Origin of the sequence: Dactylosporangium sp. NPDC048998 (genome assembly GCF_043197855.1) — a bacterium.
GTDB lineage: Bacteria > Actinomycetota > Actinomycetes > Mycobacteriales > Micromonosporaceae > Dactylosporangium.
This window is the reverse complement of the sequence record NZ_JBICTV010000027.1, coordinates 20,862-45,856: the sequence shown is the minus strand read 5'-3', so window position 1 is coordinate 45,856 and position 24,995 is coordinate 20,862. Positions and strand designations below refer to the sequence as shown.

General features: G+C 75.4%; 7 protein-coding genes. All 7 read left to right on the top strand.

Going from position 1 to position 24,995, the window contains the following annotated elements:
* Positions 1–105 precede the first annotated feature (105 nt).
* From asnB to ACGFI8_RS37245, 7 genes are read left to right on the top strand one after another with little or no spacing between them, the layout of a single operon-like run.
* The gene (gene asnB, locus ACGFI8_RS37275; RefSeq protein ID WP_392811875.1) at positions 106–2,004 is read left to right on the top strand and encodes an asparagine synthase (glutamine-hydrolyzing); all 1,899 of its coding nucleotides are present in this window, start codon (positions 106–108) and stop codon (positions 2,002–2,004) included.
* Entirely contained in the window at positions 1,992–2,771 is a 780-nt protein-coding gene (locus ACGFI8_RS37270; protein WP_392811874.1) for an aspartate/glutamate racemase family protein, read from the top strand. The genes asnB and ACGFI8_RS37270 overlap by 13 nt, the downstream gene beginning before the upstream one ends.
* A complete protein-coding gene (locus ACGFI8_RS37265) occupies positions 2,768–4,558 on the top strand; it encodes a non-ribosomal peptide synthetase (RefSeq protein ID WP_392811872.1) in 1,791 nt (596 codons plus the stop codon). The genes ACGFI8_RS37270 and ACGFI8_RS37265 overlap by 4 nt, the downstream gene beginning before the upstream one ends.
* Positions 4,558–11,052 (top strand): amino acid adenylation domain-containing protein, encoded by a 6,495-nt coding sequence (locus tag ACGFI8_RS37260; RefSeq protein WP_392811870.1) that lies wholly within the window; start codon positions 4,558–4,560, stop codon positions 11,050–11,052. Before ACGFI8_RS37265 ends, ACGFI8_RS37260 begins: the two co-directional genes overlap by 1 nt.
* A gap of 58 nt (positions 11,053–11,110) precedes the next feature.
* A complete protein-coding gene (locus tag ACGFI8_RS37255) occupies positions 11,111–11,848 on the top strand; it encodes an aspartyl/asparaginyl beta-hydroxylase domain-containing protein (protein ID WP_392811868.1) in 738 nt (245 codons plus the stop codon).
* 16 nt (positions 11,849–11,864) lie between these two features.
* Positions 11,865–16,412 (top strand): SDR family NAD(P)-dependent oxidoreductase, encoded by a 4,548-nt coding sequence (locus tag ACGFI8_RS37250; protein WP_392811867.1) that lies wholly within the window; start codon positions 11,865–11,867, stop codon positions 16,410–16,412.
* On the top strand, positions 16,405–24,984 hold the full coding sequence (locus ACGFI8_RS37245; protein WP_392811865.1) for an amino acid adenylation domain-containing protein: 8,580 nt from the start codon (positions 16,405–16,407) through the stop codon (positions 24,982–24,984). The genes ACGFI8_RS37250 and ACGFI8_RS37245 overlap by 8 nt, the downstream gene beginning before the upstream one ends.
* Positions 24,985–24,995: the final 11 nt, after the last annotated feature.

The following is a 24,995-nucleotide window of genomic DNA, read 5'->3' as shown; positions in this document are numbered from 1 at the left end:
CTCTCGCTGTTACGGTTGGGTCGCACAGTTATCGCCGGACAACGCCGTTTGGGCGGGTGCTAACCGGCCTGTGCCGCTTCAAGCCATCGCGGGGGATCTATCCCAATGTGTGGTTTAGTTGGCGCGTTCGCTCTCGACTTGTCCAGCCGGGAGAACGGGGATCTTGTAGGACACGGCGGCGACCTCGTTCGGCAGATGGCCCGAGCGCTGCGGCACCGGGGGCCGGACGGGGACGGGTTCCACCACGACGGCGCGGTGTCGCTGGGCTTCCGGCGACTCGCGATCAACGATCCGCAACACGGCCACCAACCATGGCGGACCGACGACGGTGCGGTGACCGTCGTTTGCAACGGCGAGATATTCAATCACCGGCAACTGCGTGCCGAGCTCGTCCGCCGGGGGCACCGGTTTCGCACCGGATGCGACACCGAGGTGCTCGGCCCGCTGTACCAGGAGTACGGACTCGCCATCACCGACCGGTTGGACGGCCAGTTCGTGTTCGCCGTCCACGACGCCGGCCGGGGCCGGCTGGTGCTGGCCCGCGATCCGGCCGGCATCGTGCCGCTGTTCTACACGGTCGTGGACCGATGCCTGCTGTTCGCCTCCGAGATCAAGGCGTTGCTGCACCACCCGAGGGTGCCCCGCCAGGTCGACCTGGCCGGCCTCGACCAGGCGCTGACCCTGCCCGGGCTGGTCAGCCCGCGGACCATGTTCGCCGGCATCCGGGCGCTACGCCCGGGCGAGCGACTCATCGCCGACAACACCGGGATTCGCCTGGAGCGCTATCGCGACCTGGAGTTCCCGCCCGCTGACAGCCTCGCACCGGTCACCGACGTCGACCGGGAACTGGACCGGTGGGCCGAGCAGGTCGCCCCGGCGCTCAGCGCGGCCGTCGAGGCGCGCGCGCACGCCGACGTCGCGGTCGGGACCTACCTCAGCGGTGGACTCGACTCCAGCCTGATCGCCGCCCTGCTGGGGACCGCCCGGCCGGGTCACCGCTGGCCCAGCTACGCCGTCACGTTTCCCGGCAGCGACTTCGACGAGCGCGGCTTCCAGCGGCTGGTCGCCCAGAAGCTCGGCACCGCGCACCGGGAGGTGCCGGTGTCCGAGCCGGACGTGGCCGCGTGCTTTCGCCGGATGGTCCGGCACTGCGAATCCCCGGTGCGGGAGTCGTACAACGTCTGCTCGCTGCTGCTGTCCGCCGCGGTGCGCGAGAGCGGCGTGCGGGCGGTGCTCACCGGCGAGGGGGCCGACGAACTGTTCGGCGGCTACCGCAGCTACCAGCTTGCCGCGGCCGGCGTCGGCGGCAACCGGCTGGGCGGTCTGGACGCCCACCTCGAGCGCGAGATCAGACAGCGCATGTGGGGTGTGGACATCGGCTACGAGCAGGATCAGCTGCCCGCCGCCGAGTTCCGCCGCGAGCTGTACGCCGAGGACCTGGCGGAAGGGTTCGACGACTTCGCCGTCACCGGCCAGCAGTTGGTCGACCCGGCCGCGCTGGCCGGCCGGCACCCGCTGCACCAGCGGTCCTATCTGGACTTCCACCTCCGACTCGCCGACCACCTCCTGGGCGACCACGGCGACCGGATGGCGCTGGCCAACGGGGTGGAGCTGCGGTTGCCGTTCCTCGCCCCGGCCGTGATCGACCTGGCCACCGCGATGCCACCCGAGCTGCTCGTGGCCCACGGGCGGGAGAAGGCGGTGCTGCGCCGGGTCGCCGCCGGGCTGGTACCGGACGAGGTGGTCCACCGACCCAAGTTCGGGTTTCGCGGTCCGACCAGCAGCGACCTGCTCGCCGCCGGCGTCGACTGGTTCGCCGAGCTGTTGTCGCCCTCGCTGGTGCGCCGGCAGGGGTACTTCAATCCGGCGACGGTGGACGCGTTGGTACGCAGGCAGCGGGAGGGGGGTCCGGCGGTGCACCCGCACCTCGACGTCGACTATCTGATGCTCGTCGCCACCTTCGCCGTCTTCCTGGAGGAGTTCGATCTGCCGTGCCTGGGCTGATCCGGTCGCCGATGAGCCCGGTGGTCACCGACGCGGAGCCACGGCCCGGCGGTGCGCTGCGGCACCCGCTCGTCGGCATCGTCGGCGGCATGGGCCCGTTGGCCTCGGCGGAGTTCCTGCGCGGGCTGTACGCGGGTGGCGACTGGTTCGCCGAGCAGGACAGTCCGCGGATCCTGTTGTACTCCGACCCGGCGGTGGTGGATCGCACGTCGGCCCTCGACCGCGGGGCAGCCGACGAGCTGCGCCGGGCCGTGGAGCTGGCCGTACGCAGGCTGGTCGGTGCCGGGGCGGAGCGGGTGGTGATCGCCTGCGTGACGGCGCACCACGTGTTCGCGGACCTGCCCCCCGAGTTGGCGTGCCGGTGCGTGTCGCTCGTCGACGTCATCCACGACGAGCTGGACCGCGCCTCCGCGCCGCACCTGCTGCTGTGCACCAGCGGTGCGGCCCGAGCGGGCATCTTCTCCCCGGACCGGTTCTCCCCGGACCGGCGACGAGGCGCGGCCGACCGGCTGGTCCGGCTCCGCGCCGCGGATCAGGAGGCTCTGCACCGTGAGATCTACCGGCTCAAGCGCGGCGGTGAGCCACTGGCCGGGCTGGATCTGCTGCACCGGCTCCAGGTGCGCTACGGCGTCAAGGCTTCCGTCGCCGCCTGCACCGAGCTTCACCTGGTCGCCCGCGCGGTCGACGTCATCGGCCTGGCCGGTGAGTTCCCCATGATCGATCCACTGGCGATCGTCGCGAGCAGGATCCGGAGCGCAGAGCTGTGACGTACCCGAATCTCCTCGACCGCTGGGCGTCGCAGGTGCGGCTGCGCGGCCACAATCCGGCACTGGTCACTCCCGATCGGGTGTGGACCTACCGGGAACTGGCCGGGCTCGCCGGTGGGCTGCGCCGGGACCTGGCGGCCGCGCCGGACGGCGCGGTCCTGGTCGCGTGCGAGGACCGGGCCCTGACGACCGCCGCGATCCTGGCCTGTGCCTCACTCGGGCGTGCGTTCGCGCCGGTCGACCGGGGCCAGCCGGCGGCCCGGCTGGCGGCGATGGCGGAGCAGCTGCGACCGGCCGTGGTGCTGAGCGACGGCGCGGGCCCGCCCGCGGGTGCGGCGTCGGTCGCGGGCCCGTCAGGCATCGGGCCGGTGCACCTCACGGCCGAGACGACCGCCGAGGGACCGTGGCCGGCGTCGACCGGCACCGCGCCCGACGCCGGGTACGTCTACTTCACCTCGGGCACCACCGGCCGGCCGAAGGGGATCGCCGGCAGCCTCGCCGCCGTCGCGCACTTCGTGGAGTGGGAGATCGCGGAGTTCGGCGTCGGTCCGCACAGCCGGGTCTCGATGCTCACCTCGCCCGGGTTCGACGCGTTTCTCCGCGACGCGCTGCTGCCGCTGTGCGCCGGTGGCAGCGCGCACGTCCCCGGGGAGGTGCCGGTCGGCGATGGGCTGCTGGACTGGCTGGAGGAGCAGCGGATCAGCGTGCTGCACTGCGTGCCGACGCTGTGGCGGACGATGCGGGCCGCCGCACCGGGTCCGGACCGCCTGCCGCAGCTGCGCGCGGTGCTGCTGGCCGGTGAGGCGGTCCGTCCGTCCGATGTGGAGTGGTGGCACGCCGGTCCAGGCCGCCGGGTGCCCCTGATCAACCTGTACGGCCCGTCCGAGACCACGATGACCAAGGTGTTCCGGCGGCTCACCGCCGAGGACGCCGCCGGGCCCGTGGTGCCGGTCGGCCGGCCGATGCCGGGGGTCGAGGTACGGGTCCTGGTCGCCGGTCGCCCCGTCGTGGACCAGATCGGCGAGGTGGAGATCAAGACCCCGTTCCGGCTCGGCGGCTACCTCGACGGGTACACCGGCGGCTTCGCCGGCCCGTACCGGTACCGCACCGGCGACCTGGGCCGGCTGCGGCCCGGCGGCGACCTGGAGATCCTGGGCCGGCGGGACCAGCAGGTGAAGGTCAACGGCGTCCGGGTCGAGCTCGGCGAGGTGGAGGACGTGCTGCGCCGGCACCCCGCGGTGACCGACGTGTGCGCGGCCCTGGTCGAGGAGGCCGGCTCCGACCCGCTGCTGTGCGCCTACGTGGTCGCCGGCGAGGTCGGCGAGGAGACGCTCCGCTCGCACGCGGCGGCCGCTCTGCCGCAGGCACACCGTCCCGCCCTGTACGTGCGGCTGGCCGCCCTGCCCCGCACCCTCAGCGGCAAGGTCGACCGACGCCGGCTGCCGTCGCCGGCGGCGGCCCGTGCCGCGGACCGGACCCACGAGCCGAACGCGGGACTCGAGGCCGAGATCGCCGCGATCTGGGTCGAGCTGCTGGGGTTGCCCTCGGTCGGCCGGCGGGACGACTTCGCGCTGCTCGGCGGGGACTCGCTGCGCACGGCGCGGCTGCTGGACCGGATGCGCGCCCGCTTCGGGGTGGACGTGCCGTTGCGCGTCTTCGTCACCGACCCGACCGTGGCCGGCCTGGCGACGGCGGTGGCCGCCGCCCCCGGCGCGGCGCAGCACCCGCCGGACGGTGCCGGGTACCCGCCCGGCGACACCGGTCGCGACGCGACAGGACGGCGCTGATGGGCGCGGCACGCATCCCGGCCCGCGCCGACCGCGCCATCGCCCCGCTGTCGTTCGCGCAGAGCGCCATCTGGCGGGCGGAGCAGCTGCTGCCGGACACCGCACTGCACAACGAGACCGCCGCGTACCGCATCGACGGCCCGCTGGACGTCGCCGCCCTGCAACGCGCGCTGTCGTACCTGACCGGCCGGTACGAGATGATGCGGTGCGCCGTGGCCACCGGCGCCGACGGGGAGCCACGCCAGCACTTCGCCGAGCGGGTCACGCCCGCGGTACACCGCGCCGAGCTCGACGGCGCATCCGACGAGCAGCTGTCCCGGGCGCTGCGCCGGGCGGCCGCCACCGCGTTCGACCTCAGCCGGCCACCGCTGGTGCGCACCCACGTGTTCCGGCTCGCGCCGCGGCGGCACGTGGTCCTCTTCGTGGCACACCACTTCGTGGTCGACGCGTGGGCCTTCCGGATCTTCCTGCACGGCCTGGCCGACCGGTACGCCGTCGAGACCGGGCGCGCCGGCACCACCCCGACCACCCCGCCGGGCGGCGACTCCAGCGACTTCAGCGACTACGCGGCCTGGCAGCGCGGTCTGCCCGAGCCCGACGAGACCCACTGGGCCTACTGGCGCGAGCGGCTGGACGGGGACCTGCCCGTGCTCTCCCTGCCGCACGAGAGCGCCGACGCACCGGCCGAGTCGCCGGCCGCCCGGTACGTGCGGGGGGACGTGCGGCAGGCGACCCTGCCGAGGGCGCTGGTGGCCGAGCTGACCGCGCTGGGCCGCACCGAGCTGGCGACCCTGCCCGCGGTCGTGCTGACCGGGTTCGCCGCGGTCCTGTCCCGCTACGCCGGCCAGGACGATCTGGTCGTCGGGGTACCGGCCGCCGTGCGTGGCCGGCCCGAACTGGCCGGCACCATCGGGCCGCTGCTGAACCTCGTGGCGCACCGCGTGGACCTCACCGGGACGCCGACGTTCCGGGAGGCGCTGCGCCGGGTGCGCGACCGGCTGCGCGCCGACCTGCGGCGCCGGGACGTCCCGTTCGATCTGCTGGTCGAACGCATCGGTTCCGGCAGCGGGCGCACCCCGCTGTTCCAGACGATGTACGCGTTCCACAGCGGGCCGCCCGCCGCGCTGACCCTGCCCGGCACGGCCAGCGCGCCGGTGCCGGTGCACAGCGGCACCGCCAAGTACGACGTCTCGCTGTTCGCCGGCCCCGCCGCCGACGGTGGGCTCCACCTGCGGCTGGAGTACCGAACCGCGCTGCTCGCCCCGCAGACGGCCGAGGCACTGCTCGGCGCGCTCGCCCGCCTGCTCACCGTGGCGGTCGCCGACCCGCACCGGCCGCTGGCCGACGTCGACCTCCTCGGTCCGGCCGGCCGCCACCAGCTTCTGGTCGACTTCAACCGGGCGGGCACCGAGCCGCCGCCGGCCCCCACGGTTCCCGGCGCGCTGCGCGCACTGGCCGCCGCGGACGGCGCCGCGCCGGCCGTGACCTGCGGTGGTACGACCCTCACCCGGGCCGGGCTCGGCGAGCTCGCCGACCGGGTGGCAGGGCGGCTGGCCGGCCGCTTCGCGGTGCGGCCCGGCGACCGGATCGCGGTACTCGTGCGCCGTGACGCCCGGCTGGTGGCCCTGATCCTCGGCGTCTGGCGCGCCGGGGCGGTGCTGGTGCCCCTGGACGAGGCGCTGCCGGCCGGGCGCCGGGAGCAGATCATCGGGGACAGCGGTCCCTGCCTGACGGTCACCGACGCCGCGCCGGCCGCCGACGCCGCGACCGTCCCGGTCGTCGCGCTCGACGCGCTCACCGCGGACGACGGCTCCGATCCGGGGCCGGTCCCCTTCCCTGACGGCCCGGCCGCGCACGCCCTCGCGTATCTGATGTACACCTCCGGCTCCACCGGAGCGCCCAAGGGCGTTGCGGTGCGGCACGACGGCGTGCTGAACGTGCTGTCCAGCGTCGCGGACGAGCCGGGTCTCACGCGCGACGACGTGCTGGTCGCGGTCACGTCGATCACGTTCGACATCTCGATCCTGGAGCTGTTCGCGCCGCTGGTCGCCGGCGGCCGGGTGGTCGTGGGTCCGGACGGCGTGGGCCGCGACCCGGTCGCGCTGGGCCGGCTGCTGCACGACAGCGGGGCGAGCGTCATGCAGGCGACCCCGTCGCTGTGGCGCGGGCTGCTCGACGGTGGCTGGGCGGGCCGGCCCGGGCTGCGCGCCTTCTGCGGCGGGGAGGCGCTCGAGCCGGAACTCGCCCGTCGGCTGCTGGCCCGCTGCGCGCAGGTGTGGAACCTCTACGGCCCCACCGAGACGACGATCTGGTCGACGGCCGGGCGGATCCACCCGGACGAGCCGGTCACGGTCGGCCGGCCTGTTGCCCGCACCGTCTGCTACATCCTCGGCCGCGGGGACCGGCTGGTGCCGCGCGGCGCCGTCGGCGAGCTGGTGATCGGCGGTGCCGGGGTGACCGCCGGGTACTGGCGCCGTCCCGAGCTGACCGCCGCGGCATTCGTCGCCGACCCGGTCGACCCCGCCGGCGGAACCGTCTATCGCACCGGTGACCTCGCACGTCACCTGCCCGACGGCCGGCTGGTCATCCTCGGCCGGCGGGATCAACAGGTGAAGATCAACGGGCACCGGGTGGAGCTCGGCGAGATCGAGGCGGCCCTGCTGGCCCATCCGGCGGTGCGCCAGGCGGCGGTGCTCCTCGACCGGGCACCCGACCGGCCGCGGCTGGTCGCCTTCGTCGTGCCGAGCCCCGACGCAACCGACGACCCGGCGTTCGCCGCGACCCTCCGGCGGCACCTCGCCGAGCGGCTCGCCGCCGCGGTCGTGCCACCGCTCATCGTCTGCCGGCCCGAGCTGCCGCTCAACGTCAGCGGCAAGGTGGACCGGCCGGCCCTGGCCCGCATCGCGGCCGAACTGGGCCCCGGAACCGGGCGGATGCCGCCCGTGACGGCCGCCGAGAACGCGGTCGCGGCGATCTGGGCGTCGGTCCTCGGCGCCCCGGTGGAGCGGGTCGGCAGTACCGACGACTTCCTGGCCGCCGGCGGCAACTCGATCGCGGCCACCCGGCTGCTCGCGCAGGTGGAGGCCGCTCTCGGCCGGGCGCCGTCGTTGGCGGAGTTCTACCGGGAGCCGACGGTGGCCGCGCTCGCCCGGGCGTTGCCCGAACCACCGCCGGCCACCCCGCTCCCACCGCCGCTATCCGGCGGGCAACCCGCCCCCGCCGCCGAGTCCGCGCGTGCCGGCACGGTCCCGCTCACCGACCAGCAGCGACAGTTCTGGCTGCTGCACCGCCTGGCCCCCGAATCCGCCGCCTACCACCTCGCCGCCCGGGTCGAGATCGACGGTCCGCTCGACCCGGCCGCCCTGGCCGACGCGTTCGCCCAGCTGGGCCGCCGCCACCCCGTGCTGACCGCCCGGTGCGAGCTGGCCGGCAGCGAGCCGCTGCTGGTCTGCCAGCCGGACGTGCCCATCGGGCTGGAACTGCTCGACCTGCGTGGCGTCGCGCCGGCCGAGCGGCCCGGTCGGCTCGCCGCACAGGTTGGCGACGCCGCGACCCGGCCGTTCGACCTCGATCACGGGCCGCTGCTGCGCGCGGTGCTGGTGCGGGAGACGCAACGGCGGTGCACGCTGCTGCTCGCGGCGCACCACATCGCGGTCGACGGCTGGTCGGTCCACGTCGCGGCCCGGGAACTGGCCCGGCTGTACGACGCCGCAGGCGGCGGGTCCAGCAGGCCAGGTCCGCTCGCGCCACCCCGGTTGGACTTCGTCGAGTACGCCGCCGACCCGGCCCGTGCCGCGGCCGCCCGGGCGGACCTGGCCTACTGGACCCGCCGGCTTGATGGGTACTCCGGCACGCTCAATCTGCCCGTCGACCCCGCGACCGGCCCGCGCGGGCGGTCCGATGCCGGACGGACCCTGCCGGTGAACGTCGGTCCCGAGCGCACCGTCCGGCTGCGCGAGGTGGCCGCCCGCCTGCGCGTCACCCCGTTCACCGTACTGCTGAGTGTCTTCGCCGCGCTGCTCGGCCGGTACGCGGGCACCGACGACGTGGTGGTCGGGGTGCCCGCCGCCAACCGCGGCCGGCCGGGCACCGACGAGGTCGTCGGGTTGCTCATGAACACCCTGCCGGTACGCGTCGGGTTCACGGATACGGAGACCTTCGCGCAGCTCGCCGCCCGGGTCGCCGGGCTGGTCGCCGCCGACCTCGGCCACGCGCTGGTGCCGTTCGACCGCCTGGTCGCCGAGCTCAACCTCGACCGCGACCTGACCCGGCCCACCCTCGCCCAGGCGATGCTGGTCTTCCAGCCCGCGCCGCCGCAGTCCCTGCGGTTCGGCGACGCGGTCGGCACGCTGCGCCCGGTCGACACCGGCACCGCGAAGTACGAGCTGACCCTCGCCCTCGACGAGCACCCCGACCGGCTCGCCGGGCGCCTCGAGTACGCCGCCGGGCGGTTCGACGCCGCCCTCGCCGAGCGGTTCCTGGCCCACTTCGACCGGTTGCTCGCCGCGGCCCTGGCCGATCCGAACGCCTCGCTCGACCCGGTCGACCTCGGCGGCGACCCGGTGCCGTCGCCGGCACCCGCGGCGCCGCCGGGCCTGATCCGGGACCGGGCGGGGACCGTTCTCACGGCGTTGCGGCACGGGTTAACCGACCCGGACCGCCCCGCGATCCGGTACGGCACCACGGTGGTCCGCTACGGGGAACTCGACCGGTGGAGCGACCGGATCGCCGCCGCGGTGATCCGCGCGGCCCAGCCGGCTGAGCTAGCCGGACAGCTCACCGGCCGGTTCGTGTCGGTGCTGCTGCCGACCGGCCCGGAGCAGACCGCGGCGATCATCGGCATCGCCAAGGCCGGCGCCGCGTTCGCCGTGCTCGACCCGGCCGACCCCGAAGCGCGGCTGGACGCGCTGCTGCGCGACGCCGAACCGGTGTGCGTGCTCGCCACCGAACCGGCACTGTCCCGCCACCCGCGGCTGTGGGACCCGAGCGCCAACCGGTTCGGGGGAGTACCGGTGCTCCCGCTGCCCACCGACGACGGGGTGCCGGCGCCCGACCCGGCGCCGGTCCGCGCCGCCGATCCGCTCTGCCTCGTGTACACGTCCGGCTCGACCGGGCTGCCCAAGGGCATCGTGCTGTCCCACGCGTCCTTCGCGCAGTTCGCCCGCTGGCAGGCGGAGCGCTTCGGCATCGGCGCGGACAGCCGGGTGGCGCAGTGGGCACCGTTCACCTACGACGCCGCGTACACCGAGGTGTTCGCCGCGCTGACCGCGGGCGCGACGCTGTGCGTGCCGCCGGTGGAACAGCGCCGCGACCCGGTCGCCATGGTGGAGTGGCTTCGGGCCGAGGGGATCACCCAGCTGCAGACCGTGCCCGCCTTCTTCGCGCTGATCACCGACGTGCTGGACGCCACCGGCACCCACCTGCCCGAACTGGCGCACGTCCTGCTCGCCGGCGAGGTCCTGCCGGTGTCGCTGACGCACCGCTGGGCCGACCGCTCGCGCGGGCCCCGGCTGCACAACCTCTACGGACCCACCGAATGCATCCTGGCCAGCCACCGGCAGATCGCGCCGGGTGAGCGGTTCACCCGGTCGGTGCCGATCGGGGTACCGATTCCCGGCCGGCAGGCGCTCGTGCTCGACCACCGGGGCCGGCCCTGCCCCGTCGGGGTCACCGGCGAGATCCACCTCCGCAGCGACCTGCTCGCCGGCTCCTACCACCGGCGGCAGGCGGAGACCGAGCGGGCCTACCGGCCCGACCCCTGGCAGCGCGATGGCCGGCTGTACCGCACCGGCGACCTGGGCCGGTACCTGCCGAGCGGAGAACTGGACTTCGTCGGGCGGACCGACAGCCAGGTCAAGATCCGGGGCAACCGGGTGGAGCTGGGCGCCATCGAGGCGTTGCTGGAGGCCCACCCGCTGGTCGTCGAGGCCGCCGCCGCGGTGCACGGCGACCTCGAGCCGCGCCTGGTCGGCTACGCCGTGGCCGCCGCCGGTGTCACCGGGGCCCAGCTGCGCGAGCACCTGGCCGCCCAGCTTCCGGCCGCAGCCGTGCCGGAGACGGTCGTCCTGCTCGACGCGATGCCGCGCACGGGCACCAACAAGCGGGACCGAAGCCGGCTGCCGGTGCCCGACGGCGGCGGGCCACCGGCGGACGCGCCCCCCGGCGACGGCCTGGAGCGGCTCGTGGCCGACGTCTGGCAGGTGGTGCTCGACGGCCGCACCGTCGGCCGGCACACGAACTTCTTCGACGCCGGCGGCGACTCGTTGCGCGCCGCCAGGCTGCAGGTCCTGCTGACCGCCCGACTGCGGCGGCAGGTCCGGCTGGTCGACATCTTCGCCCGGCCCACCGTCGCGGAATTCGCCGCCGGCCTCGACGCCGTGGCCGGCACCTCCGATGCCCCGCCGGCCGATGCCCCCCACCCCGACGACCCCGGGCGCGGATCACGCCGGCGTGCCGCGGTCCGGGCCCAGGCCCGCCGCCGCACCACCGGCTGACCGCCCGGCCGCCGGCCTCGCGCCACCGCTCGGCACAACGACGACAGAAGGAACAGCTATGGACGTGGACAGTGTGCTGGTCCAGCTGCGGGCCGCTTTCGGCGCCGGCGGGCTGGACCGGGTCGAGGAGTGCCTGCGCATCCTGGTCGGCCAGCGAGTACCGACGTACCTGCACGACGAGCAGGAGCCGACCCGACTGTTCTTCCCGGGGATCAGCGCCCTGCCCTGGCACGAGACCGCGAACCTGCCCTGGGTCGCCGAGATCGAGTCCTCCTTCGAACAGATCCGTGCGGAGTTCCTCGCGCTGCGTGCGGAGCAGGCCAGGTTCGCCCCGTACGAGGACCTCTACACGAAGGAACTCGGCTGGCAGGGCTGGGACACCTACCAGCTGTACCGCAACGGCAGCTGGCGGGACGAGGCACGCCGGCGCTGCCCGGCGACGTACGCGGCGGTGGAGCGCACCCCGCACGGGCCGCGCGACGGCATGTTCACCATCCTCAATCCCGGCGTCCACATCACCCCACACACCGGTGGGGTCAACCTGCTGCTCACCGCGCACCTGCCGCTGGTGGTCCCGCCCGGCTGCGCGATCAAGGTCGCCGACGCGGAGCGGACCTGGGAGCCGGGCAACGTGATCCTCTTCGACGACAGCTTCATCCACGAGGCGTGGAACAGGGGCACCGAGCAGCGCGCGGTCCTCCTGTGGGACGTCTGGCACCCGGACCTGACCCCGGTCGAGGTCCAGGCGCTGGGGTTCCTCATGCCCCGGTTCCAGCGCTACCTGATGGCCGTCTGAGCCGGGGGAGGGCACCATGAACGCGCAGCCGGCCGAACAGGAGTACGGCGAGCCGGACAACCGGGTCGCGATCATCGGCATGTCGGGGCGGTTCCCCGGCGCGGACTCGGTCGACGAGCTGTGGGACCTGCTCGCCCGCGGCACCGAGGCGGTGCGCCGGTTCACCCGTGCCGAGCTGCGGGCCGCCGGGGTGCAGGACGAACTCGCCGACGCCGACGGGTATGTGCCCGCCAAAGGTGTACTGGCCGATGTGGCCGGCTTCGACGCCCAGCTGTTCGGCTACAGCGCCCTGGAAGCGGCCGTGATCGACCCGCAGCAGCGGATCTTCCTGGAATGCGCCTGGGCGGCGCTGGAGGACGCCGGCTGCGATCCGGACCGGTTCGCCGGCCCGATCGGGCTGTACGCGGGCGCCATGCTCAGCAGCTACCTGATCAGGAACCTGCTCCCGCGCACCGACCTGCAGGCCAGTCTCGGCGTCCCGATGCTCTTCCAGGCCAACCAGCCCGACCAGCTCACCACCCGGGCGGCGTACAAGCTCAACCTGCGCGGCCCGGTCGTCACCGTGCAGGCGGCCTGCGCCACCTCCCTCGTGGCGGTGCACCTGGCGGCGCAGAGCCTGCTGACCCACGAGTGCGACCTGGCGCTGGCCGGTGGCGTGACGGTGACCGTACCCAGCCACAGCGGGTACCTCCCGATGCGCGGCGGCGTGGAGTCCCCGGACGGGCACTGCCGGCCGTTCGGCGCCGACGCCTCGGGCACCGTGTTCGGCAACGGCGCCGGGGTCGTGGTCCTCAAGCGCCTCGCCGATGCCGTGGCCGACCGCGACCGGATCCACGCGGTCCTGCTCGGGTCCGCGGTCAACAACGACGGAGCCGCCCGGGTCGGCTTCACCGCCCCGGGGGTGAGCGGCCAGTCCGCGGTCATCCGTGAAGCGCTCGCGGTCGCCGGGGTGGCGCCGCGGACGATCGGCTACGTCGAGGCGCACGGCACCGGCACGCCGATCGGCGACCCGATCGAGGTGGCGGCCCTGACCGCCGCCTACCGGTCCGCCGACGGCGACGACGCCCCGCAACCGGCCACCGGCTGGTGCGCGCTCGGCTCGGTGAAGTCGAACCTCGGCCACCTCGACACGGCGGCGGGCATCACCGGCCTGATCAAGGCGGTCCTCGCGCTGCGCAACGGGCAGATCCCGGCGAGCCTGCACGGCCGGCCCGCCAATCCCGCCCTGTCCCTGGACACCAGCCCGTTCTTCGTACCGGACCGGCTGATCGACTGGCCGGTGCGCCGCGGGCCGCGCCGAGCGGCGGTCAGCGCGTTCGGCATCGGCGGCACCAACGCGCACGTCGTGCTGGAGCAGGCCCCGCCCGAGCCGGCCGCCACCGGCGCGCCGGCGTTCCCGGTCGCGCTGCCGCTGTCGGCCCGCACGCCGGCGGCGTTGGACACGCTCACCGAGCGACTCGCCGCTGACCTGGAGGCGCACCCGGACCGGCCACTCGCCGACGTCGCCCGCACGCTGTGCACGGGCCGCCGCCAGCTGCCGCACCGCCGCGTGGTCACCGCCACCGGCACGGCGTCCAGCGCGGCGGCGGCGCTGCGTGGCCGGGCCGCTGCCGACCGGCTGGACGCGCGGGCCGTCGACGGCCATCCGCCGGTGGTGTTCCTGCTGCCCGGCCAGGGTGTGTCGCTGGCCGGCAGCGCGGTGGACCTGCACCGGACCCATCCGGTGTTCCGCGCGGCACTCGAGCACTGCGCCGACCTGCTGCGGTCGCATCTGGACCGGCCGCTGCTGGACGTGCTGCGCCACGGCTCGCCGCAGGAGTGCGCCCGGACCTCGTTCGTGCAGCCCGCCGTGCTCGCGATCAGCTACGCCACGGCGCGGCTGCTGGAACACTGGGGGGTACATCCGGCGGCGCTGCTCGGACACAGCCTCGGCGAGTACTCCGCCGCCGTGCTGGCCGGCGTGCTCCCGCTCCCCGACGCACTGGCACTGGTGGCCGCCCGGGGCCGGCTGCTGGAGGCGACCGCGCCCGGGGGCATGCTCGCCGTCGGCCTCGGCGAGGCGGACGCCCGGGAGGTCGCCGAGGCGCACGGGGTCTCGGTCGCCGCGGTGAACGGTCCCGCCGCCACCGTGCTCTCCGGCCCACCCGCGCAGCTGGACCGGCTCGCGCGGCACCTGACCGAACGCGGCCTGCGCCCGCTGCCGCTGGCGGTCGACCGGGCGTACCACAGCCCGAGCTGCGAGCCGGCCGCCGAGACCTTGACCACCCTGTTCGACGGCCTGCCGTTGCGGGCGCCGGCGATCCCGTTCGTGTGTAACGTCACCGGCGACTGGATCACCGCCGAGCAGGCCACCAGCGCGGCGTACTGGGCGCGGCACCTGTGCGAACCGGTCCGCTTCGCCGACGGGCTGCGCCAGGTCGCCGGCCTCGACGAGCGGGTCGTGCTCGTCGAGAGCGGCCCCGGCAGCGTGCTGACCGACCTGGTCCGCGCGGTCGGCGGCGTCGACCCGGACCGGGTCAGGCTGGCTCCGCCGCCGCTGGCCGGTCGCCACCCACGGTCCGGACCCGACGAGGCCCGCAGCGCGGCGCGCTGCCTCGGCGGCCTGTGGACACACGGGGTGGCGGTGCGGTGGGAACCGGCCGCATCCGAGGCCCGGGTGGCGCGCCTGCCCGGGTACCCGTTCGAGCGGGTCCGGCACTGGATCGAGCCCGGCGCGACCGGATCGCCGGCCGGTGACGTCGACGGCGATCCGGACGAGGCGGTGTACGCCCGGCTCGTCTGGCGCACCCTCCCCGACGCCCTCCCCGACTCCCTCCCGAACGATGCCGGCCGGCCGGACCCGTTCGCCGCCCGCCGGCACACCTGGCTGGTGTTCCTCGACGCGGCCGGGCTGGCGCAGCCGGTGGTCGACCGGCTCACCGCGCGTGGACAGGTGGTCACCACGGTCCGGCCCGGCCCGCAGTACCAGCGGGTGCGCCGCGGCGTGTACGAGCTGGATCCGGCCGACCCGGCCCAGTACAGCAAGCTCCTGAACGACCTGCGGGCCCTGGTGCGCACCCCCACCGCCGTGCTGTACGCCTGGGGGCTGTCCGCCGAGGCGCACGCGGCAGGTGACGCGACCGCGGCCTACTTCGGCCTGATCCGGCTGGTGCGGGCGATGACCGCGACGAGCGTGGTCAACGAGGTACGACTCGGACTGCTCACCGCGGGTGCCTTCCGGGCCACCGCGTCCGACCGGCCGGACCCGGCCTCCGCACTGCTCAGCGGCCCGGCACTGGTGCTGGGGGAGGAGTACCGCAACATCCGGTGCACCCAGGTCGACCTCCCCGCCGACCAGCCGGTCGACGCCGACGCCGCGGAGGACGTGCTGCGCGCCCTGCTGACCGCCGACGCGCCGCTGCTCGCCCTGCGCGGCGGTGCGGTCCTCGCCCGCGCCGTGGAGCGGGTGGACCCACCGGCGGGTGACGCCGGCCACGGCGGCTCCGGCCGGCTGACCCCGGGCGGCACCTACCTGGTCACCGGCGGACTCGGCGGCATCGGCCTGGCGGTGGCCACCGACCTCGCCCGGTCGATCGGGGCACGGCTGGCGCTGCTGAGCCGCCGCGTCGCCCCCGGCCCGGACGACCCCGGGCCGGCTGCGCGGGCACTGCGCGACCTGCGGGCCGCCGGCACCGAGGTGCTGACCGTCCAGGCCGACGTCACTGACGCCGCGGCCGTGCGGCGGGCACTGGACGAAGTCCGGGCCCGCTTCGGCCGGATCGACGGGCTGGTCCACGCCGCCGGCCTGCCCGGTGGGGGATCGGTCGAGCTGCGCACCGACGACGAGATGCGTGCGGTACTCGGCCCGAAGACCGCCGGGCTGCGGCACCTGCTCGACGCGTTGCCGCCGGACGAGGCCGGCGTGGTCGTCCTGTGCTCGTCGCTGGCGACCGTGATCCCGACCTACGGCCAGGCCGACTACGCCGCGGCCAACGCCTACCTGTCGGCGGCGGGGGAGTCGGCCGCCGCCGGCGGGCGGTACGTGCTGGCCGTCGACTGGGACATGTGGGCGGAGGTGGGGATGGCCAGCGCGGCCACGGTCCCGGCGAACCTGCGGGAGCTGCGACGGCGCATGCTCGACGGCGCGCTGAGCACGGGACAGGGGGTACGCGCGCTGCGCGCGGCGTTGGCCGGGCCGCCGGGGCGGGTGGTGCTCGCCCGGCCCGGCGCCCGGGTGGAGGGCGGGCGGCTGCTGCTGGCCGCCGAGCCGCACACCGCCCTGCCGCTCACCGTCGCCGCGCCGCGGCCCGAGCTCGCGACCGCGTTCCTGGCTCCCCGCACCGACGCCGAGGCGCGGGTGTCGCAGATCTACGGCGAGATGCTCGGCCTGGAGCGGGTGGGCGTGCTCGACGACTTCCTCGACCTGGGTGGGCACTCGCTGCTCGCCGCGCAGATCGTCGCCCGGATACGCGCCGAGTTCGAGGTCGACGTGCCGGCCCGGATCTTCTTCGAAGGCGGCCGGGTCGCCGACGTCGCCGCCGAGATCGAGCAGCAAATCCTCGCCGAACTGGAGCGTCATGACTAGTCCCGCAGCACACCAGCGCGGATTCGGCGCTGAGGACCGGGAGGATCGGCTGGCTCGGCTGACCCCCGAACAGCGGGCGGCGTTCGCCGCGCGGATCCGGGGCGGGGCAGGTCAGGCCGCCACCGAGCCGGGCTCCGACGGTCCGCGACCGGGTGAGGCGGGCATCGCGCCGCCGCTGTCGTTCGGCCAGGAACGGCTGTGGTTCCTGGAGCAGTTGCACCCCGGCTCGGGGGCGTTCAACGAGTACGTGGCGCTGCGGCTGGACGGGCCGCTCGACCTCGCCGCGCTGGAGGCCGCGCTGGGCGGACTGACCGAGCGCCATGAGGCGTTGCGCAGCGTCGTGGACCCGGCCGGCGGCACGCCAGGGCTGCGGGTCCTGGAGCGCATCGGACCGGTGCTGCGCGTGGTCGAGCTGTCCGGACAGCCGCTGGAGCAGGCCGATGCGGCCGCCCGCCGGCTGGCCGAGGAGGAGGCCGCCCGCCCGTTCGACCTGACCCGCGGGCCATTGTTCCGGGCGCTGCTGATCCGCATCGCGCACGAGCGGGCGTTGCTCGTGGCGGTCAACCACCACCTGGTCGGTGACGCGTGGTCGCGCGCCGTCCTGGTCGACGAGCTGGCGGCGCGCTACCGGGCGCACCGCACCGCCGAGGCGCCGCCGGCGCCACCGGCCGTCCGGTACGCGGACTGGGCGGCCTGGCAGCGCCGGGTCCTCACCGATGCGGCGCTGGCCGGGGACCTCGCCTACTGGCGCGACCGGCTCGCCGGCGCGCCGCAGCTGCTCGACCTGGCCACCGACCGGCCGCGACCGGCCGTGCCCAGCCACCGCGGTGGCCGGGTGCACTTCGCGCTCGACGCCGGCCTGACCACCGCGATCGACGAGCTGGCACGGGCCGAGCGGGCCAGCTCGTTCATGGTGACGCTCGCGGCCTGGCAGGCCGTCCTGGCCCGGCACTGCGGGCAGGAGGACATCGTGGTGGGTGTTCCCGTCGCGGGACGCGACCGCCCCGAGGTGGAGGCCCTGGTCGGCATGTTCGTCAACAGCCTGCCACTGCGCACCGATCTCGGCGGTGACCCCACCTTCGCCGAGGTCCTCGGGCGGGTGCGCAGCACCGCCCTGGAGGCGTTCGGCCACGCCCGGGTGCCGTTCGAACGGCTGGTCCGGGAACTGCGGCCCGAGCGCGACACGAGTCACGCGCCGCTCTACCAGGTCCAGTTCGGCTACCGCAACGTGCCCGGCGGCGAGGTCGACCTGCCCGGACTGGCCATCACCCACGTCGACGTGGACAACGGGCTGTGCCGGCTCGACCTGAGCATCGAACTGGCCCGCGACGGCACCGGCACGGCAGGGGTGTGCGAGTACAGCCGCGACCTGTTCGAGGAGGCGAGCATACGCACGCTCGTCGACGTGTTCGTCCGGGTCCTGCGTGAGGGCACCACCGATCCGGGCCGGCGGTTGTCGTCGCTGCTGGCGCTCACCGATGGCGAGGCCGCGCAGCTGGCCCCCGCCGAGCTGGGGGAACCGCTGCCCGACGGGGGCGAGGACGTGGTGGCCGCGTTCGCCCGCGCGGCGCGCGAGCGCCCCGAGGCGCCTGCCCTGGTCACCGTCACCGGCGCGGAGCTCACATACCGGCAGCTGGCCGAGCGCTCGGACCAGGTGCTGGCGGCCCTGCGCGCCGCCGGGGTACGCCCCGGCGACAGAGTGGGGCTGTGCCTGCGCCGCGAGGCGGACCTGCCCGCGGCGATGCTGGCGATCCTGCGCTGCGGCGCCGCCTACCTTCCCCTCGACCCCGACTACCCGCCGGCCCGGCTGGCCTACGTGGTCGCGGACGCCGCCCCCGCGGTGGTGCTCGTGCACACCCCGACCCGTGGCCGGGCTCCCGCCGGATGCCGGCTGATCGACCTGGACCGCGATCTCGGCCCGGCCGGTGCGGACCGGCCGGCCGACGCGGTGACGGATCCGCAGGCCCCGGCGTACGTCATCCACACCTCCGGTTCCACCGGCCGGCCGAAGGGCGTGGTGGTCCGCCACCGCAACCTCACCGCCTTCCTGGCGGCGATGGACCGCGTGGTACGCACCGACGGGCCGGTCTGCTGGCTCGCGGTCACCAGCGTCTCCTTCGACATCTCGGTGCTGGAGCTGCTGTGGACCCTCAGCCGGGGCCACCGGGTGGTGCTCGCCCCGGACGGCGAGCCCGCCGCCGCTGCCGCGGTCGACTTCAGCCTGTTCTACTTCGCCAGCGACGCCGGCGCTGCCACCCCCGGCCCGGACCGGTACCGGTTGCTGATGGAGGGGGCCCGCTTCGCCGACGCGGCCGGGTTCGCCGCGGTGTGGCTGCCCGAGCGGCACTTCCACGCCTTCGGTGGCCCGTTCCCGGCACCGGCCGTCCTGGCCGCCGCCGTCGCGCAGGTCACCCGCCGGGTCGGTATCCGCGCCGGCAGCGTCGTGCTGCCGCTGCACCATCCGGTCCGGGTCGCCGAGGACTGGGCGGTGGTGGACAACCTCTCCGGCGGTCGCGTCGGCCTGTCGTTCGCGTCCGGATGGCACGTCGACGACTTCGTCCTCGCCCCGGACGCCTACACCGACCGCCAGCGACGCACCGTCGCCGGCATCGACCAGGTGCGCCGGCTGTGGCGGGGCGAGGCGCTGGAACTGGCCGGCCCGGACGGCGAACCGGTGCGGGTCGGTGTGCTGCCCCGGCCGGTACAGTCCGAGCTGCCCTTCTGGCTGACCTCCTCCGGCAACGTGGAGACCTGCCGTCGCGCCGGGGAGATCGGTGCCCGGCTGTTGACCCACCTGCTGGGGCAGAGCGTCGACGAGCTCGGCGAGCGGATCCGGGTCTACCGGGACGCCTGGGCGGCCGCCGGCCATCCCGGTGAGCCGCACGTCACGCTCATGGTGCACGCGTTCCTGGGTACCGACGACGCCGAGGTACGCGACCGGGCGTGGCAGCCGTTCCGGGAGTACCTGCGCTCGTCGGTGGGGCTCATCGAGAACATGGCCCGGCGGCTCGGTGTCGATGTGCGGGCGGCCGGCTTCACCCCGCAGGACGAGGAGGCGCTGCTGGACCACGCGTGCAGCCGCTACCTGCACGACGCCTCGCTGATCGGGACGGTCGAGGACCGGCTGCCGTTGGTGCTGCGGCTGTCCGCGGCCGGCGTGGACGAGATCGCCTGCCTGGTCGACTTCGGGGTGCCCGTGGACGCCGCGGTCGCCGGGCTGCCTCGCCTCGGCGCGCTGCGGGCCGGCGCGGGCGCGGGTGGCGGCACCGGCACACCGCAACGCCCGGCCGCACTGACCGCGCTGATCCGCCGGTACGGGGTCACGCACCTGCAGTGCACCCCCTCGCTGGCCCGGTCCCTGCTGGCCGAGCCGGATCCGGGCGCGCTGCGCCGGCTGCGCCAGCTGCTGCTCGGCGGCGAGCCCCTCGACCGGGACCTGGTCCAGCGGCTCGCCCCGCACCTGTCGGGCTCGTTGCACAACATGTACGGGCCGACGGAGACCACGGTGTGGTCGACCGCCGACGTGGTGGACTACGCCGGGGTCTCCGCCGCCGGCCCGGTCACCATCGGCCGCCCGATCGCCGGTACCAGCCTGCGGGTGCTCGACCCGCACGGCCGCCGGGTGCCGCTCGGCGTCCCCGGCGAGCTGTACATCGGCGGAGCCGGGGTGGCCGCCGGGTACCTCGGCCGGCCCGAGCTGACCGCCGAGCGGTTCGTCGCCGACCCGCACGATCCCGCCGTGGTCCGCTACCGGACCGGTGACATCGTGCGCGTGCGTCGCGACGGCCGGCTGGAGTACCTGTCCCGCAACGATCACCAGGTCAAGATCCGCGGGTTTCGGGTGGAGACCGGCGAGGTCGAGGCCGCGCTGGCCGGCCTGCCCGGCGTTGCGCAGTGCGTGGTCGTACCGCACGGACTGGGCACCGAGCGGGCCGGGCTGGCCGCCTACCTGGTGGCCGAGTCGCCGCAGCGGCCGCCGACCCCGCAGGAGCTGCGCACCGGGCTCGCCGTGCACCTGCCCGCCTACCTCATCCCGTCGCGGTTCATCGTGCTGGACGCCCTGCCGCTGACCGCCAACGGCAAGCTCGACCGGGCGGCACTGCCGGAGCCGGCGGCCGTGGCCGAATCCGGCACCGCGTTCGTGCCCCCGGCCACCCCCACCGAGGAGCGCATCTGCGCCATCTGGCGCGACGTCCTGCAGGCCGACCGGGTCGGTACCGCCGACGACTTCTTCCTCCTCGGCGGTCACTCACTGCTGGCCACCCAGGTGGTCGCGGCGCTGCGCCAGCAGTTCGGCGTCCAGGTGCCGCTGCGGACGTTGTTCAGCACGCCGACGGTTGCCGCGCTCGCCGCGGCGGTGGACGAGCTGCGGGCCGAGCCGGGCGTCCCGGGCGACACCGCCGCCCCGGCCGATGGCGCCGGCCGCCCGGGCCCGGCGCCGCAGGAGCTCCCCCTGCGCCCCGACCCCGGCAACCGGCACGAGCCGTTCCCGCTCACCGACGTGCAGCGGGCGTACTGGATCGGCCGAAGCGGGGCGGTCGGCGGCGACGTCTCCTGCCACCTGTACCTCGAACTCGACGCGCCGCGGATCGATTTGCCCCGGCTCGCCGAGGCGTGGCGGGCGCTGATCCGCCGGCACGACGCGCTGCGCCTGGTCGTCGACGGCGACGGCCGGCAGCGGATCCTCCCCGAGGTGCCGAGCTACGAGGTCGCGGTCACCGACCTGCACGACCTGCCCGCCGACGAGCGCGAGCAGCGGCTGCAGGCGCTGCGCGAGCGCATGTCGCACCAGGTGCTGCCGGCCGACCGGTGGCCGCTGTTCGAGCTGCGGGCCACCCGGATCGACGCCACGGACACCCGCCTGCACCTGAGCATCGACACCCTCATCGCGGACGGCGGCAGCGTGCGGCACCTGCTGCAAGAGCTGCTCGCGGTGTACCAGGGCACGCTCGACCCGCGCCCACTGGCCCTGTCCTTCCGCGACTACGTGCTCGCCGAGCAGGCCGGCCGGCGCGGGCGGCGGTACGAGCGGGACCTCGCCTACTGGCGGGACCGGCTGGACAGCCTGCCGCCGGCACCGGCGTTGCCGCTCGCCCGGCGCGCGCAGGACCTGCGACGGACTCGGTTCCACCGCCGCGAGGCATTCCTGCCCGAGCCGGCCTGGACCGCGCTGAAGGCCCGCGCGGCGGCCGCCCGGGTGACGCCGTCGGCGCTGGCGCTGACCGCCTACACCACCGTGCTGGGTACCTGGTCCGCCAACGACCGGTTCACCGTCAACCTGACCCTGTTCAACCGCAACGGCGACCATCCGGAACTGCCTGAGCTGGTGGGCGACTTCACCGCGCTGACCCTGTTCGAGGTCGCCGACGCGGCCGGCGGCAGCTTCCTCGACCGTGCCCGCGCCGTGCAGCGCCAGCTGTGGGAAGACCTGGAGCACCGCACGGTCGGCGGCGTGTGGGTGGCCGGCGAGCTGGCCCGGCGCCGGGGCGTCGAGAACTCCGCGATGCCGGTGGTCTTCACCAGCGAGCTCGGGGCCGCCGCCGACGGCGCCGGCGACGTGCTGGGGCAGCTCGGCGCGCGGGTGGCCCACACCATCACCCAGACGCCGCAGGTGTGGCTCGACCACCAGATCGCCGAGGACGCCGGCCGGCTGCGCCTCACCTGGGACAGCGTCGACGCGCTGTTCCCGCCGGGGCTGCTCGACGACATGTTCGGCAGCTACACGGCGCTGCTGTCGAGGCTGGCCACCGACCCCCGGGCCTGGCACAGCACCGACCTGGAGCTGCTGCCGCCCACCCAGGTCGATGCGTACGAGCAGTTCAACGACACCGCCGGACCGGTACCGCGGGGGCTGCTGCACGAACCGTTCCTCGCCCGGGCCGCGGACGACCCTGCACGGCTCGCGGTGGTGTCCGCCACCGGCACCGTGACCTACGTGGAGCTGGCCGCCGCGTCGGCTCAGGTGGCCCGCGCGCTGCGCGGGCTCGGGGCGGGACCCGGGGACGTCGTCGGCGTGCTCGCCAACCGGGGGTGGGAGCAGGTCGCCGCGGTGCTCGGCATTCTCCGGGCCGGCGCGGCCTACCTGCCGCTGGACAGCCAGGCGCCGCCGGCGCGGGCGGCGCGGTCGCTGGGCCACGCCGGAGCCGTGGCGGTGGTGGTGCCACCGGACCTCGAGCCGGACGGGCGGCTGCCCGACGGGCTCCCGGTGGTGCGGTTCGCCGACGCGCTCACGGCGCCCGGCACGCCGTTGCCCGAGCCGCCGGGCACCGCTGCCGACGCCCTGGCGTATGTCGTCTACACCTCCGGCTCCACCGGCGAGCCCAAGGGAGTGATGATCGACCACCGGGGCGCGCTCAACACCGTGGCCGACGTCAACGAGCGGTACGGGCTGGGCCCGCGGGACCGCGTCTTCGGGCTGTCCGCCCTCGGCTTCGACCTGTCGGTGTGGGACATCTTCGGCACCCTGGCCGCCGGCGCCACGCTGGTGCTCGCCGGGCCGGGCGAGGAGCGCGACCCGGCATGCTGGCGCCGGTTGCTCGACGAGCACGGCGTCACCGTCTGGAACTCCGTGCCCGCGTTGATGGAGATGCTGCTGACCTACGTCGATGGCAATCCGGCCGGCTGGCTGGAGCGGCTGCGGCTGGTGCTGCTCAGCGGCGACTGGATCCCGGTCGCGATGCCCGGCGCGATCCGCGCCGCGGCCCCGGGGGCCGAGGTGATCAGCCTCGGCGGTGCCACCGAGGCGTCGATCTGGTCCGTGCTGCACCCGGTGCGGCACGTCGATCCGGACCGGCGAAGCATCCCGTACGGGCGGCCGATGCGCAACCAGCGCATGTACGTCCTCGACGCCCAGCTGCGGCGCCGGCCGTGGTGGGTGCCCGGGCAGCTGTACATCGGCGGCCTGGGCGTCGCGACGGGCTACCGCAACGCACCGGAGCTGACCGACCGGGCCTTCTTCGTGCATCCCGGCACCGGCGAGCGGCTTTACCGCACCGGCGACCTTGCCCGGCTGCTGCCCGACGGCGACCTGGAGTTCCTCGGCCGCGAGGACTCCCAGGTCAAGATCCGCGGCATGCGCATCGAGCTGGGCGAGATCGAGGCGGCCCTGGTCCGGCAGGAGGGCGTGCGGGAGGCGGTGGCCGTGGTCGAGGGGGCCGGCCTGTCCGCCCGGCTGGTCGCCTACGTGGTGCCGGACCGGCCGGCCGAGCCGGCGCCCCGGGCGGCCGCCGCGCTCGACGGCGACCGGCTGCGGACCCTGGACCTGCGGCTGCGGCAACCGGCCCGGCGCACGGACCTCGCCCCGGGCGGAGCGCTCGAGCTGGCCGCGATCGCCGCCGGCGCGCCGGCGGGCACCACGCCACGCGGGCGCACCGCGACCGCGTTCGGGGCGGCCCCGGTCGCCGCGGCCGAGCTGGCGGCGCTGCTGACCGTGCTGACCCGGCAGGACCACGACGGAATTCCCCGCTACGCCTACGGCTCCGCCGGCGGCCTGTACCCGGTGCAGACCTACCTGGCGACGGCCCCCGGCCGGGTTTCCGGGGTGGCGGCGGGCACCTACTACCTCGACCCGTCGGACGCCACGCTTGTCCCGCTGGGCGGCGACCCGGCGGCGGGCACCTACTACCTCGACCCGTCGGACGCCACGCTTGTCCCGCTGGGCGGCGACCCGGCGGCGGGCAGCCCGCTGGACCCGCGGCTGTACGACGAGGCGAACCGGGCGCTGGTGAACGGCTGCGGGTTCGCCGTCTTCCTGGTCGCCCGGAACTCGGTCATCGAACCGGTCTACGGCGACCTGGCGCAACGGTTCTGCCTGATCGAGGCGGGCACCATGGCGCAGCTGCTGCGCCAGCGCGCGGCCGAGCTCGGCCTGGCCCTGTGCCCCGTGGGTGACGTCTACGCCCCGCCGCTGCGCGAGGCGTTCCGGTTGGAGCAGGACCAGCCGGTGTTGTACACCCTGCTTGGCGGCGCGCCGGCCGACCCGCAGCGCGGCACCGAGCGGCTGCCCGACACCCTGCGCGGCAGCCTGGCCGAGCGGTTGCCCGCCTATCTGGTGCCGCAGCAGATCCGGGTGGTCGCCGCGCTGCCGCTGTCCTCGAACGGCAAGGTCGACCGCAACGCGTTGCTGCGCCGGGCGCAGGCTGGGACGGAAGCGGCAGAGCGGCCGGTGGACAGCACGCCTCGGCCCACGGTGGAACTGTCCACAGTGGAACGGCCCACGGTGGAGCGGCTGACGGCGCTGTGGCGCGAGGTGATGGAAGGGGTCGACGTCGACGTCGACGCGAACTTCTTCGAAGCCGGCGCCAACTCCATCCACCTGGTCCGCGCCCAGCGGCGTATCGCCGACGAGTTCGACCGGGAACTGCCGGTGGTCGAGCTGTTCGCCCGCCCGACGATCCGGGACCTGGCCGAGCTGCTCGACGCGGCACCCGCCTCCCCGGATGTCGCGGGCCGCGAGGCCGCGTCCCCGCAGGCCGCCGCCGCGGACGCCGGGGAGGGCGCCAGAGCCGGCCGGCACGCCCACCACGGCCGCCGCCGCGCCGCCCGCGGGGACGCCTCCGGGCCGGTCGAATGACGTCGCCGTCC

Coding starts and splice junctions, on each gene's coding strand:
- asnB (WP_392811875.1), top strand. CDS start 106: ATGTGTGGTTTAGTTGGCGCGTTCGCTCTCGACTTGTCCAGCCGGGAG.
- ACGFI8_RS37260 (WP_392811870.1), top strand. CDS start 4,558: ATGGGCGCGGCACGCATCCCGGCCCGCGCCGACCGCGCCATCGCCCCG.
- ACGFI8_RS37255 (WP_392811868.1), top strand. CDS start 11,111: ATGGACGTGGACAGTGTGCTGGTCCAGCTGCGGGCCGCTTTCGGCGCC.
- ACGFI8_RS37250 (WP_392811867.1), top strand. CDS start 11,865: ATGAACGCGCAGCCGGCCGAACAGGAGTACGGCGAGCCGGACAACCGG.
- ACGFI8_RS37245 (WP_392811865.1), top strand. CDS start 16,405: ATGACTAGTCCCGCAGCACACCAGCGCGGATTCGGCGCTGAGGACCGG.